This is a genomic window from Stenotrophomonas sp. KH_036_B (assembly GCF_057839485.1).
Window position 1 is genome coordinate 3,204,313 of record NZ_CM174491.1, and the last position, 14,658, is coordinate 3,218,970.

Annotated in this window: 8 protein-coding genes; 1 reads left to right on the forward strand and 7 read right to left on the reverse strand. The window is 68.0% G+C overall.

The window, feature by feature from the left end:
• Positions 1–34 precede the first annotated feature (34 nt).
• From AC3ITN_RS14395 to prpB, 7 genes are all read right to left on the reverse strand, one after another.
• Positions 35–4,954 (reverse strand): alpha-2-macroglobulin family protein, encoded by a 4,920-nt coding sequence (locus AC3ITN_RS14395; protein WP_489390938.1) that lies wholly within the window; start codon positions 4,952–4,954, stop codon positions 35–37.
• 96 nt (positions 4,955–5,050) lie between these two features.
• Positions 5,051–6,508: a bifunctional 2-methylcitrate dehydratase/aconitate hydratase gene (locus AC3ITN_RS14400; RefSeq protein ID WP_489390939.1), complete on the reverse strand. Its 1,458-nt coding sequence runs from the start codon at positions 6,506–6,508 to the stop codon at positions 5,051–5,053.
• Between the two features lie 65 nt (positions 6,509–6,573).
• A complete protein-coding gene (gene prpF / locus AC3ITN_RS14405) occupies positions 6,574–7,755 on the reverse strand; it encodes a 2-methylaconitate cis-trans isomerase PrpF (RefSeq protein ID WP_489390940.1) in 1,182 nt (393 codons plus the stop codon).
• Positions 7,752–7,973: a ribbon-helix-helix domain-containing protein gene (locus AC3ITN_RS14410; protein ID WP_489390941.1), complete on the reverse strand. Its 222-nt coding sequence runs from the start codon at positions 7,971–7,973 to the stop codon at positions 7,752–7,754. The genes prpF and AC3ITN_RS14410 overlap by 4 nt, the downstream gene beginning before the upstream one ends.
• Positions 7,974–8,062: 89 nt before the next feature.
• Positions 8,063–10,678, reverse strand: coding sequence for a Fe/S-dependent 2-methylisocitrate dehydratase AcnD (gene acnD, locus AC3ITN_RS14415; RefSeq protein ID WP_489390942.1), 2,616 nt, complete (start codon positions 10,676–10,678; stop codon positions 8,063–8,065).
• Between the two features lie 117 nt (positions 10,679–10,795).
• Positions 10,796–11,953, reverse strand: a complete 1,158-nt coding sequence (gene prpC / locus AC3ITN_RS14420; protein WP_489390943.1) for a bifunctional 2-methylcitrate synthase/citrate synthase — start codon at positions 11,951–11,953, stop codon at positions 10,796–10,798.
• Positions 11,954–11,981: 28 nt separating this feature from the next.
• Entirely contained in the window at positions 11,982–12,872 is an 891-nt protein-coding gene (gene prpB, locus AC3ITN_RS14425) for a methylisocitrate lyase (RefSeq protein WP_313342930.1), read from the reverse strand.
• 157 nt (positions 12,873–13,029) lie between these two features.
• On the opposite strand from prpB, the gene prpR reads away from it, so the two are divergent.
• Positions 13,030–14,640 carry a propionate catabolism operon regulatory protein PrpR gene (gene prpR, locus AC3ITN_RS14430; protein ID WP_489390944.1) on the forward strand — a complete coding sequence of 537 codons (1,611 nt, stop codon included), beginning with the start codon at positions 13,030–13,032 and terminating at the stop codon, positions 14,638–14,640.
• Positions 14,641–14,658 lie beyond the last annotated feature (18 nt).

Below are 14,658 nucleotides of genomic sequence, written 5' to 3' on the forward strand. Positions count from 1 at the left end.
GCGGACCCCGGCGCAGGCCGGGGTCCGCCAAGGATCAGGGCTGGACCACCGTCAGGGTGGTCGGGTTGCTGCGCCCCACCCCGCGCAGGTCCGGACGGTACATGTCTTCGACCAGCGGCGGTGGCACGGTGTAGGTGCCCGGCGTGACCGCACGCACCAGGTAGAACACCTTGGCGGTGCTGCCGCGCGAGAGCTTGAGCGCGGCCACGTAGCGGTCGTCGCGGAACTCTTCGTGGCGCACGGTGGCCGCTTCGCCGCGGTCGTTCACGGCCAGGCCGTCCACCACCACGTCGGCCCACTGCTTGGCATCGCCCAGGTTGAAGTTCTCGATCTCCAGGCCGGCCGGCAGCAGGTCGGTGAGCAGTGCATCGGGCATGTCCACGTTCGGGGTGACGCTGACCCGCACGATCAACGCCTCGCCTTCCTTCAATGCACGTGGGGTCCACGGCTTGCCATCGGTGGTGTACCAGGTGCGCTCCACGCCCAGCGTGCGGCTGTCAGGCTCCGGCGCGGTGCGCGGGATGCCGGCCACTTCCAGGCTGGCGAACATCGGCGGCTCGCCCTGCGGGCTGAACCGCACGCCCTTGGCCAGCGCGGCGTAGTCGAAGCTGCGGCCGAACATGCGGCGTGCGGCAATGGCTTCCACCTCCCCGCCGATGGCCAGCTCGCCGGACACCTGCTTCGTCTGGTTCGCGGCCAATGCCTTGCCCAGGCGGGCGATGGCTACCTGTTCCTGGGTGCTCAGCCACATCCAGCCGCTGTTGCGGCGTGCGTCCAGCGCGCGCCCCAGTTCCACCGCACGGGCGTCGTAGGCGGGCTTGGCCAGCTTGCGTTCGTGCAGCAGCGCGATCATCAGTGCATCGTCGCGCACGGCGCTGCCGTAATCGCCGAAGTACTGCGGGCGTTCGCTGCTGGGCTTGGCGAAGCCGGCCGCGATGGCCGCATCGCCACGCTTGCGATCGCCCTGCAGCGACAGCGCGATGCCCAGGTGCACCATCGACAGGCCGGTAAGCGACTTGCCGCGCTCGTTGTCGTACAGCGCGCGCAGCGTGCCCAGCGGAGCACGGTTGACCCGTGCCAGCACGTAACCGGAGTACGCCTGGTTGGCAAACTTCAGGTTCTCGCGGCGGTCTTCACCGTAGAACTGGTTGCCGCCGGAGAGCAGGTCTTCGCTGAGGCGGTTGAGCGCCTTCTGCAGGACGGTGTCGGGCACCGCGAAGCCGGCGTCCTTGGCATCCAGCAGGAACTCGGTGATGTACGGGGTCAGCCACGGGTTCACGTAGCCGTCGTCGCCCCACATCGAGAAGTTGCCGTTGGACACCTGCATCGAGGCCAGTCGGCCGAACGCACCTTCCATGCGCTCGCGGCGGGTCTTGGCGTCCAGGCCATCGGCACCGAGCATGGCCGAGGTGGCTTCATCGAGCATCAGCGCGGCATAGCCCTTGCTGGTGGTCTGCTCGGCGCAGCCGTACGGGTACTTCAGCGCACCGTCGAGGGCGCTGGCGAACGGAATCGGCGGCAGCGCGCTGACCAGCATGCGTGCGGTCACCGAGTCGTTCATCAGGCCATCGGCCAGGGCGGTGTCCATGCTGACGTCGGCCAGCGGGTCCAGCGTGCGCGTCTGTGCACGCAGCACCTGCGGCCAGGCGGCACGCACCGGCAGGTCATAGCGGCGGTCGACCTTGAAGCCGTTGCCGTCCACCCGCACCCGCACCTTGGCCACGGTATAGCCTTCGCGCGCCACCAGCGGGAAGCTCAGCGTGCTCTTGGCATCGGCGTTGAGCTTGAGCGTGCGGCTGGGCTCACCCAGCGTGAGCGGCCCGATGCCGTCGACCTGCACCTTGAACTCGCCCGGCTTGCCGGTGAAGTTCTGCACGTCCAGCGTGACCGTGCTGCGGTCGCCCGGCGCCAGCACGCGCGGCATGCTGGCCTCGGCCAGGATCGGCGCGCGCACCACGGTTTCCATGTCGCGCTTGCCGTACTGGTCATCGGAATACACCAGCGCGGAGATGCGCAGGGTGCCGTTGAAGTCCGGCACCTTCAGCGCGATGCGCGCGATGCCCTTTGCATCAAGCTTCACCGGCCCGGAGAACAGGTCCACGGTCTGCACCCGCGCGGTGGGCCGCTTGGCCTGCGGCAGGGCCGCCAGCGCCATGTCGCCACCGAACTTGAGCTTGCCGCTGCTGCCGTCGAAGCTTTCGATGACGCGGCTGTAGATGTCATAGGCATCCACGTCCAGGCGCCGCTGCGCGAAGAAGTGGCCCGCCGCGTCCGGTACCGGGAAGCGGGTGATGTTGAGGATGCCCACGTCCACCGCGGACACGGTGACATGCGCCAGCTTGCCCGCCAGCTGCGGCGCGCTGACCGTGACCGGCAGCGTCTGCTCGGGCCGCATCTGCTTGGGCGCGGACAGGCCCACGGCCACCTGGCGTGCCTTGCGGTCCATCGGCACGTGCACCACGCCGACCGCGCGGGCCGGGGTGATCTTGCTCGGCGCGCTGCCCCCGCGGAACACCAGCGCGGTGATGTAGACGTCGTGGCGTTCCCACTCGGCGGTGACCGGAATGTCGAACGTGCTGCCGGGCTTGGCGTCGATCTCCTGCACGTACAGCATCCTGTCGCTCTCCACCATCAGCACGCCCTTGCCGGCGTGCGGCGGGGTGACGGTGACGCGCACCTTGTCGCCGGCCTTGTAGCCGGTCTTGTCCAGGCCCAGCTTGACCTTGTCGGGGCGTGCATCCAGGCCGCGGTTCTCGTCGTTCCAGCTCCAGCCGGCGTTGAACGGGTAGCGGCTGGTCAGGCCGGTGGCCGGGTCGAACACATCCAGCCGGTACTCACCCCACTCCACCGGGAAGTCGATGCCCACGGCCGCACTGCCGGCGTCGACGGTGCGGGTTTCCTTGTTCTCGAAGCGGCGGCTGAAATCGTAGTCCCAGCGGTTTTCATTGAAGGTCCAGTGGTAGTCGCGCAGCTCGCGCACCAGGGTGACCTTCAGCCCCTTGGCCGGCTGCGGCTTGCCGGCCGCATCCACGCGCATCAGCTCGAAGCGCGCGTTGCTGTTGGCATCGGCGCCATCGTCGGGGTTGAACAGCGGGCGCACGCCCACCAGCACCGGGGCGGGCCACATCACCCGCTTCAGGGTGCGGCTGACGGTGCGGCCGCCGGTCTCGTATACGCTGCCGGACAGGACCACGGCGATCGGCGCGCTGGCCTTGACCTCGGCCGGCAGCTCCACGTCCTGGCGCAGCGTGCCGTCGGCCGGGAACTCGGTGTCGATCACATCGCGCGCTTCGCGCGGCAGGTCCAGGGTGGGGTCGCCGAAGAAGTAGCCCGGCAGCGATTCCACCGGCGACTGCTCGGCCGCCACCGCCAACCGCGCGGTGAAGCGGTTGCCGTCGGCAGGCGCGCCGTACAGATACGCCGCGTCGGCCTGCAGCTTCAGCGGCTCACCCGGCTTGAGGGTTTTCTGCGCGCTGTCCAGGTCCAGCTTCATGCGCTCGGGCAGGAACTCCTCGATGCGCAGGGTCATGCCCTGGATGGCTTCCTTGCTGGCCGGATTGGTGCGGAACTCCACCTGCCAGCGCCCGGTCGGGGCGTCCACCGGGATGGTCTGCTCGAAGTTCAGGTAGCCCTGCTCGCCCGGCTGCAGGCGGGTCTCGCGGAAGGTCTTGCCGTCAGGCTGCTTCAGACGCAGGAACACCGGCTGGGGCTTGACCGGCTTGCCGTCGTTGTCGCGCAGCAGCGCGGAGATGCGCACGGTCTCGCCCGGGCGGTACAGATCACGCCCGGACCAGGCGAACACGTCGAACCAGGCGTTGTCGCGGCCGGCCACGGCGAATTCGCTCAGGTCCAATGCCGGCTGGTTGAACGGCAGCATCGAGGTGTCCGGGCCGCTGCTGGCGATCAGCACGTGGCCTGCGTCCAGGGTGTAGTTCAGCAGTGCGTTGCCGTTGCCGTCGGTGGCGCCCTTGAGCACCACCTCGCCCTTGGCATCCAGGATGCGCAGGTCGATCTTCTTCAGTGCCGCGCCGCTCTGCAGCGATGCGGTATGTACGAACAGCTTGTCCTTGTAGGCACGGGTGTGCAGGCCGATGTCGCTGACGGTGAAGAACGCCGTATCGAATTCGCTCTCGAACGAGCCGCTGCGCTTCATCACGGCGAAGTACAGGCCGGGCTCCTGCAGCTCCTTGATGTCCTGGGTGGGCAGGTAGGTCAGCACGCGCTCGTTCTGCTTGCCGCCCAGCACGAAGCGGTTGACGTAGACCGGCTCGGCCAGCTCCGACATCGGCGACTTGTCGCCATACTCGCTGTCCAGTTCCCAGCTGCCACGGCGTCCGCCACGCTGGTACTGGCTGAAGAAACCGGGCAGCGACTTCTCGCGTACGCGCAGGAACTCCACGTCCACTTCCTTCACGTTGACCGACACCACCGGCAGGCCCCGGCTCTCGCGCGCCGGCAGCACGCTGCCCTGCGAGGCGAAGCCGGCCACCGGCTTGAGCTCGCCGCTGAATACCTTCTGGCGCAGCTCCTTGCCCAACCGGCTGCCGTCGGCGGCCAGCAGGTCCGGGGAGACGATCAGGCTGTATTCCTTGGCCGCCTCGACGAACGGATAGCGCAGGGTCTTGCCGTCATCGGACAGCGACCAGCTGCTGTCCTCGGTGCCGACCTTCTCGCCGAAGCGCACGAGCGTGTCGAAGTCCTGGGTACCGACCAGCGGGCGCGAGAACTCCAGCGCCAGCGACAGGCCGTCGCTCGTCTGGTCGGGGAAGGCCCGCACCAGGGTGAACTCGGTGACCGCCTCGGCCTTGGCCGCGATCGGGTCGCCGGACGCGGTCGGCAGCTGTCCGCTGTCGTTGCGCTTGCAGCCGCCGATCCCCAGCGCCAGGCCGGCAACGAGCGCCACGCCAAGGATTCCTTTCCAGCCCCATTGCCCGACTCGACTGCGCGTAGCCATGACGTCACTCCTTGATCAAGGCGACCATTATAGGGTCCGGCCCGACACGCGCGGCCACCTCCGGTACGACCGACCGTTGCTCGGCCTCGCCACCGATCAACCGGCCACGTACAACGCCACGTACTCCTGCACCGGCATGGCCTCCAGCACCACCGGGTCCAGCGAGGCGTCCAGGATGCGGCGCTGCTGGACGGTCGGGAACGTGGCGGCCAGGTGCGCGCGGAACTTGTCCTCCAGCCGTGGAATGCCTTCGGCGCGGCGGCGGGCATGGCCGAGCGGGTACTCCACGGTCGCCTCCAGGCCGCCGCCATCGACGAACCGGATCTCCAATCCGTTGGCGATGCTGCGCTTGTCCGGGTCGAGGTAATCGGCGGTGAAGCGCGGCTCCTCCACGCAGTGGATCTTCGCGCGCAGCGCGTCGATGCGCGGATCGGCGGCGACGTCGTCCTCGTAGTCCTCGGCCACCAGCCGGCCGAACAGCAGCGCGATGGCGACCATGTACTGCACGCAGTGGTCGCGGTCGGCCGGGTTCTGCAGCGGGCCGGACTTGTCGATGATGCGCAGGCAGGCCTGCTGGGTGCGCAGCGAGATGTGGTCGATGTCGTCGATGCGCCGGCCCTCCGCGCGCAGCCGGGCATGCAGCTGCATCGCCGCCTCCACCGCGGTCTGCCCATGGAACTCGGCCGGATAGCTGATCTTGAACAGCACGTTCTCCATCACGTAGCTGCCGTAGGCACGCTGGAAGCGGAACGGCTGCCCGCCGAAGGAGGCGTCGTAGAACCCCCAGGTCGGGGCGGTCAGCGCGCTGGGGTAGCCCATCTCGCCGGCGGCCGCCATCAGCGACAGCCGCACCGCGCGGCTGGTGGCATCGCCGGCCGCCCAGCTCTTGCGCGAGCCGGTGTTGGGCGCGTGCCGGTAGGTGCGCAGCGCCTGCCCGTCCACCCAGGCCAGCGACACGGCGTTGAGCATGCGCTCGCGGTCCAGCCCCAGCAGGTGCGCGACCACGGCGGTGGACGCGACCTTGACCAGCACCACATGATCCAGCCCGACGCGGTTGAAGGCGTTCTCCAGCGCCAGGCAGCCCTGTATCTCGTGGGCCTTGATCATCGCCACCAGCACATCGCGCATGGTCAGCGGCGGGCGACGCAGGGCCACGGCATTGCGGCTGAGCCAGTCGGCCGTGGCCAGGATGCCGCCCAGATTGTCCGACGGGTGGCCCCACTCGGCGGCCAGCCAGGTGTCGTTGAAGTCCAGCCAGCGCACCATCGCGCCGATGTTGAAGGCCGCCTGCACCGGGTCGAGTTCAAAGCGGGTGCCGGGCACGCGCGCGCCATTGACCACGTGGCTGCCGGGCACCAGCGGGCCCAGCAGCTTGCTGCACGCCGGGAAGGCCAGGGCGGCCAGGCCGCAGCCCAGCGTATCGATCAGGCAGTGGCGGGCGGTGGTGAACGCCAGCGGCGAGACGACCTTGTAGTCGCGTACGTAGTCGACGATGTCGGTCATGACCGCGTCCCATGCGACGCGGTCGTTGGCGGGAGGACTGGCTGGGGACATCGTCGCGCTCCTGGTTGGGCCGTCGGTTCCGCAGTGCAGCCGGGCAGAGCCCGGCGCTACGTCGTTCACGCCGGGACGCGGACGGCGCCCTCCATCAACACGCGTGCGCTGCGGCTCATGATGGCCTTGGTGACCGTCCACTGGCCGTCAACGAGGCGCGCCTCGGCGCCGACCCGCAGCGTGCCGGACGGGTGCCCGAAGGTCACCGCGCCACGCTCGCCGCCGCCGGCGGCCAGGTTCACCAGCGTGCCGGGGATCGCAGCGGCGGTGCCGATGGCCACCGCCGCCGTGCCCATCATGGCGTGGTGCAACTTGCCCATCGACAGTGCACGGGCGTGCAGGTCGATGTCACCCGCGGCGATCTGCTTGCCGCTGGACGACACGTAGTCCTGCGCGGGGGCAACGAAGGCCACCTTCGGCGTGTGCTGGCGGGTGGCGGCCTTTTCAATGCTGTCGATCAGGCCCATGCGCACCGCGCCATGCGCGCGGATGGCCTCGAAGCGGGCCAGCGCGGCCTTGTCGTCGTTGATCGCCGGCTGCAGCTCGGTGCCGGTGTAACCCAGGTCCGCCGCATTGAGGAAGATGGTGGGGATGCCCGCGGTGATCATCGTCACCTGGAAGCTGCCGACGCCGGGGACGTCCAGGGTGTCAACCAGGTTGCCGGTGGGGAACATCGAACCGCCCTCGCCTTCGCCGTCATCGGACGGATCGAGGAACTCGAGCGCGATCTCGGCCGCCGGGAAGGTCACCCCGTCCAGCTCGAAGTCGCCGATCTCCTGCACCTCCCCGTCCACGACCGGCACGTGCGCCAGGATGGTCTTGCCGATGTTGGCCTGCCAGATCCGCACGGTGCAGGTACCGTTGCGCGGAACACGCGTCGGATCGATGAAGCCGTTGCTGATCGCAAAGGGCCCCACGGCGGTGCTGAGATTGCCGCAGTTGCCACTCCAGTCCACGAACGCCGTATCGATGGAGACCTGGCCATACAGATAGTCCACGTCGTGATCCGGCACCGACGGCGCCGAGATGATCACGCACTTGCTGGTGCTGGAGGTCGCCCCGCCCATGCCGTCGGTGTGCTTGCCATACGGATCAGGCGAGCCGATCACGCGCATCAGCAGCGCATCACGCGCAGGTCCCGGGACCTGCGCGGCAAACGGCAGGTCCTGCAGGCGGAAGAAAACGCCCTTGCTGGTGCCACCGCGCATGTAGGTGGCCGGAATGCGGAGTTGGGGACGGTAGATCACGGTGCTTCCAGAATGGCTTGTTCAGAGAAAGGTGGCTGAGACCCATTGAAGCTATGCAGTACAACGCTGCGCAGGGCATGCTCGGCTTTGCGTTGCCGCCGCTGGCGAATCAGGTCGCGGATGTACTCGGATGTACTGAGATATCCACCCTCAACGACCTCGGAGCGGATGAAACTCTTTTGTTCGTCGGTCAGTGAAACATTGATGCTTTCCATCATGCCCCCGTTGACTATTTGGGAATGCCGGGTGCACCTCGCCGAGAACTTCGTACTCCGGGCGAGATGCACTCGAGTGAAGGCAAAGACTCTCACGCCACCTGCGAGGATTCCAGGAAGTCCTGCGCAAAACGCTGCAGTACTCCGCCGGCTTCGTAGATCGAGACCTCTTCGGCGGTGTCCAGGCGGCAGGTGACCGGCACGTTGAGCTGCTCGCCACTGCGGCGATGGATGACCAGCGTCAGGTCCGCGCGCGGCACGCGCTCGCCGACCACGTCGAAGGTCTCGGTGCCGTCGATGCCCAGCGACAGGCGGTTCACGCCCGGCTTGAACTCCAGCGGCAGCACGCCCATGCCGATCAGGTTGGTGCGGTGGATGCGCTCGAAGCCTTCGGCGGCGATCGCCTCCACGCCGGCCAGGCGCACACCCTTGGCGGCCCAGTCGCGCGAACTGCCCTGCCCGTAGTCCGCACCGGCAATGATGATCAGCGGCTGCTTGCGCTCCATATAGGTCTCAATGGCTTCCCACATGCGCATCACCTGCCCTTCCGGCTCCACGCGCGCCAGCGAGCCCTGTTTCACCTGACCGTCGACCACGACCATTTCATTGATCAGCTTCGGGTTGGCGAAGGTGGCACGCTGCGCGGTGAGATGGTCGCCGCGGTGGGTGGCGTAGGAGTTGAAGTCCTCCTCCGGCAGGCCCATCTTCGCCAGGTACTCACCGGCCGCACTGCTGGCCAGGATCGCATTGGACGGGGACAGGTGGTCGGTGGTGATGTTGTCGCCCAGCACCGCCAACGGGCGCATGCCACGCAGCGGGCGCTCACCGGCCAGCGCACCTTCCCAATACGGCGGGCGGCGGATGTAGGTGCTCTGCGGGCGCCACGCGTACAGCGGGCTGATCGGCGCGCCGTGTTCCACCTTGAAGGTGAACATCGGCTCGTAGACCTGGCGGAACTGCTCCGGCTTGACGCTGGCCGCGACCACCGCATCGATCTCCGCGTCGCTCGGCCACAGGTCCTTCAGCGTGATCGGGCTGCCGTCGGCGGCCACGCCCAGCGCGTCCTTCTCGATGTCGAAGCGCACCGTGCCGGCAATGGCGTAGGCCACCACCAGCGGCGGCGACGCCAGGAACGCCTGCTTGGCATACGGGTGGATGCGGCCGTCGAAGTTGCGGTTGCCCGACAGCACTGCCGTGGCGTACAGGTCGCGGTCGATCACTTCCTGCTGGATCTTCGGGTCGAGCGCACCGCTCATGCCGTTGCAGGTGGTGCAGGCGAAGCCGACGATGCCGAAGCCCATCTGCTCCAGCTCCCCGAGCAGGCCCGCTTCTTCCAGGTACAGCTGCACCGCCTTGGAACCGGGCGCCAGCGAGCTCTTCACCCACGGCTTGCGGGCCAGGCCCGCGCGGTTGGCGTTGCGCGCCAGCAGCGCCGCGGCGATGACGTTGCGCGGGTTGCTGGTGTTGGTGCAGCTGGTGATGGCAGCGATGATCACCGCACCGTCGGGCATCAGGCCCTGCTCCTGTTCAAGCTTGCCGGAGGCCAGCTTGCCCTCGTCGGCAATGCCGCGCGCGGCCAGTTCGCTGGTCGCCACGCGCTTGTGCGGGTTGGACGGGCCGGCCATGTTGCGCACCACGCTGGACAGGTCGAACTGCAGCACGCGCGGGTACTGGACCTGCGCCAGGTCGTCGGACCACAGGCCGGTGGCCTTGGCATAGGTTTCCACCAGCTGCACCTGGGCATCTTCGCGGCCGGTCAGGCGCAGGTAGTCCAGGGTCTGCTGGTCGATGGAGAACATCGCGGCGGTGGCGCCGAACTCCGGGGTCATGTTGGAGATGGTGGCACGGTCGCCGATGGTCAGCGCGGTGGCGCCCTCCCCATGGAACTCGATCCAGGCACCCACCACGCGCTGCTGGCGCAGGAACTCGGTCAGTGCCAGCACGATGTCGGTGCAGGTGATGCCCGGCTGCGGGCGGCCGGTGAGCTCCACGCCGATGATGTCGGGCAGGCGCATCCACGAGGCGCGCCCCAGCATCACGTTCTCGGCCTCCAGCCCGCCCACGCCGATCGCGATCACGCCCAGCGCGTCCACGTGCGGCGTGTGGCTGTCGGTGCCCACGCAGGTGTCGGGGAAGGCCACGCCGTCACGCACCTGGATCACCGGGGACATCTTCTCCAGATTGATCTGGTGCATGATCCCGTTGCCCGGCGGGATCACATCGACGTTCTTGAACGCCTTCTTGGTCCAGTTGATGAAGTGGAATCGGTCTTCATTGCGGCGGTCTTCGACGACGCGGTTCTTCTCGAACGCTGCCTTGTCAAAGCCCGGGTATTCCACCGCCAGCGAGTGATCGACGATCAGCTGGGTCGGCACGACGGGATTTATCTGGGCCGGGTCGCCGCCGGCATCGGCAATGGCATCGCGCAACCCCGCCAGATCGACCAACGCGGTCTGGCCAAGGATGTCATGGCAGACGACGCGCGCCGGGTACCACGGGAAATCCAGATCCTGCCGACGCTCGATCAACTGACGCAGCGACGCATCCAGCGTGGCCGGATCGCACCGGCGCACCAGGTTTTCGGCCAGCACGCGCGAGGTGTACGGCAGCGTGGCATAGGCACCCGGCTGGAGCGCGTCGACAGCGGCGCGGGTATCGAAATAGTCCAGCGAGGTGCCGGGGAGGTTCTTGCGGTAATCAGTGTTCATGGCTGGCGATAGCGGCTTCTGTTTGGCGGGCCTTGCAGGAATGCGGCGACCCGCCACCGTTGAACGATGGCGGGGTGCAGGGCGCCGGCCAGCGGCCGGCACCGCGCGCGGCGTGGATCAGCCGCGCTGGTCGATCGGCACGAAGACCTGGTCTTCCGGACCGGTGTAGTTGGCGCTCGGGCGGATGATCTTGCCGTCGATGCGCTGCTCGATGATGTGCGCGCTCCAGCCTGAGGTCCGCGCAATGACGAACAGCGGGGTGAACATCGCCGTCGGCACGCCCATCATGTGGTAGCTCACCGCGCTGAACCAGTCCAGGTTCGGGAACATCTTCTTGATGTCCCACATCACCGTTTCCAGGCGCTCGGCGATGTCGAACATCTTCAGGTTCTGCTGCTCGGCGGAGAGGTCGCGCGCCACTTCCTTGATGACGTTGTTGCGCGGATCGCTGACGGTGTACACCGGATGGCCAAAGCCGATCACCACTTCCTTGCGCTCGACGCGTGCCTTGATGTCGGCCTCGGCGTCGTCCGGGCTGTCGTAGCGCTTCTGCACCTCGAACGCCACTTCATTGGCGCCGCCGTGCTTGGGGCCGCGCAGCGCGCCAATGCCACCGGTGATGCAGCTGTGCATGTCGCTGCCGGTGCCGGCGATGACACGGCAGGCGAAGGTGGAGGCGTTGAACTCGTGTTCGGCGTACAGGATCAGCGAGGTGTGCATCGCCTTCACCCACGAATCCTGCGGCTTCTCGCCATGCAGCAGGTGCAGGAAGTGGCCGCCGATCGAATCGTCGTCGGTCTCCACGTCGATGGCGCGGCCGTTGTGGCTCCAGTGGTACCAGTACAGCAGCATCGAACCCAGGCAGGCCATCAGCTTGTCGGCGATGTCGCGTGCACCGGGATGGTTGTGGTCGTCCTTCTCCGGCGACACGCAGCCGAGCACCGACACGCCGGTGCGCATCACGTCCATCGGGTGCGCCGACGGCGGCAGTTCTTCCAGCGCGGCCTTGACCGCGGCCGGAATGCCGCGCAGCGACTTGAGCTTGGCCTTGTAGGCGACCAGCTCGGCGCGGGTGGGCAGCTTGCCATGCACCAGCAGGTGGGCGATTTCCTCGAACTCGCTGGTGTTGGCCAGGTCCAGGATGTCATAGCCGCGGTAGTGCAGGTCGTTGCCGCTGCGGCCGACCGTGCACAGCGCGGTATTGCCTGCGGCGGTGCCGGACAGCGCGACGGACTTCTTCGGCTTGAAGCCGGGGGCGGTGGTTGCTTCGCTCATGATCCCTCCAGAAAACAGTGGTGCAACGTTACTTCTTGGCGGCAAACAACGCGTCGAGCTGCTGCTCGAAGGCGTGGTAGCCGATACGGTCGTACAGTTCCTCGCGGGTCTGCATGCTGTCCACCACGTTCTTCTGGTGGCCGTCACGACGGATGGTCTCATAGACGTTCTCGGCGGCCTTGTTGGCGGCGCGGAACGCGGAGAGCGGGAACAGCTGGATGGCCACGCCGGCCGAGGCCAGTTCATCGCGGGTGAACAGCGGGGTCTTGCCGAATTCGGTGATGTTGGCGAGTACCGGCACCTTCACCGCATCGACGAAGCGGCGGTAGGTGTCCAGGTCGTAGGCGGCCTCGGCGAAGATGCCGTCGGCGCCTGCTTCCACGCAGGCGATGGCGCGCTCGATCGCTGCGTCCACCCCGTCCACCTGGATGGCGTCGGTACGCGCGATCAGGAAGAACTCCGGGTCGGTCTTCGCGTCGGCGGCGGCCTTCACGCGATCGACCATCTCAGACTGGGTGACGATCTCCTTGCCCGGACGATGCCCGCAGCGCTTGGCGCCCACCTGGTCCTCGATGTGGCAGGCAGCGGCGCCCGCCTTGATCAGCGACTTCACCGTGCGCGCGATGTTGAACGCGCTCGGGCCGAAACCGGTGTCGATGTCCACCATCAGTGGCAGGTCGCACACGTCGGTGATCCGGCGCACGTCGATCAGCACGTCTTCCAGCGTATTGATGCCCAGGTCCGGCAGGCCCAGCGAGCCCGCTGCGACACCGCCGCCGGACAGGTAGATGGCCCGGTAGCCGGCGCGCTGCGCCAGCAGGGCATGGTTGGCGTTGATCGCTCCGATCACCTGCAGGGGCGATTCGGCGGCCAGCGCGGCGCGGAAGCGTGCGCCGGCGGAGGAAACAGAGGAGCTCATGGGGCATTCCATCGTGAGTGACAGGAGCACAGGCGCAAGGCCCGTGCCAAGTCCCAACTGTCTGATTTCATTACGACGGGACCGTGGCAGGCGCGTTTCATGCCGACCCAATGAAACACATGTAACATGGATGCAACTGAAACGCTGAAACACAGCCATGTCGACCAGCCTGCCCCGCGCCCGCCCCCGCCTGTCCGATCCGGAGCCGGGCCACCTGCCGGTGATCTGGACGGTGAGCGTGTCCCGGCTCACCGGCCTGCTCGGCGATGTGATCCCGGAATTCGATCGCCGCGCACGGATCGTGCCGATCAACCTGGGCTTCGAGGAAGCGGTGGACGTGATCGGCCAGCGGCTGCGCCGCGAGCACTGCGATGTGGTCATCGCCGGCGGCTCGAACGCGGCCTACCTGCGCAGCCGGCTGGAGGTGCCGCTGGTGCCGATCCAGGCCAACGGCTTCGACCTGATGGAGGCGCTGGCCCGTGCACGCCGCATCGCGCCGCGGATCGGGCTGGTCACCCACGCCACCGATGTGCCCACCTTCGGCAGCTTCCAGCACAGCTTCGGACTGGACATCGAGCACCGCCGCTTCGTCACCCGCGAAGACGCCCGCGACTGCATCGCGGACATGCGTGCCAACGGCATCGAGGTGATCGTCGGCACCGGCATGGCCATCGACCATGCCGAGCAGGTCGGCCTGCCCGGGGTGCTGCTGTATTCGGCCGACTCGGTGCGACAGGCCTTTGAGCATGCGCTGGAGCTGACCCAGACCCTGGCCCGTTCCGGCGCGCCGTTACCGCGTCGCCGCAGTCCCGGCCGCCGCAACGATGCCGACCGCAGGCTGCTGGGCGACAGCCCGGCCATGCAGCAGGTGCGCGAGCGCATCGCGCTGTATGCGCCGCACGACAGCACCGTGCTGATCACCGGCGCGACCGGCACCGGCAAGGAACTGGTCGCACGCCAGCTGCACGCAGACAGTGGCCGCCAGGGCCGCTTCGTCGCGCTCAACTGCGGGGCCATCAGTGAATCACTGCTGGAAGCGGAGCTGTTCGGCTACAACGAGGGCGCCTTCACCGGCGCGCGTCGCGGCGGTCGGGTGGGCCTGGTCGAGGCCGCCGATGGTGGCACCCTGTTCCTGGATGAGATCGGCGAGCTGCCGCTGCCGTTGCAGACCCGCCTGCTGCGGGTGCTGGAGGAACGCGAAGTCCTGCGCGTCGGTGCGACCGAGCCGACGGCGGTCGACGTACGCGTGGTCGCCGCCACGCTGCAGGCGCTGGAGTCGCTGGTGGAGGCGCAGCGGTTCCGGCGCGATCTGTACTACCGCCTGGCCGCGCTGCGCATTGCGTTGCCGACCCTGCGCGAGCGCCAACAGGACGTTCCGCAGCTGCTCGCGCACTTCTTCCAGCAGCTCGGCCAGCGCCCTTCGCCGCTGGACACGGCCGCCACCCAGCGCCTGTGCGGGTACGCGTGGCCGGGCAACGTGCGTGAGCTGCGCAACCTCGTGGACCGCCTTCGCATCCATTGGCCACCACAGGCCGGCCCGCTGCCTTTGTCGGCACTGCTGCAGTGGGTACCCGAGCTCGAGGCACTGCCGGCACCGCCCACGTCACAACGCGCGGCACGCGACCACGCGCTTCACCGCCCGCCGCAGCATCCCGGCGGTGAAGCGCTCCAGCACCTGCTCGCCGAATGCGGTGGCAACCGCGAACAGCTCTGCGCCCAACTGGGCATCTCGCGTACCACCTTGTGGCGCTGGTTGCGCAACGACTGATCCGGGCAGATCGGCCCG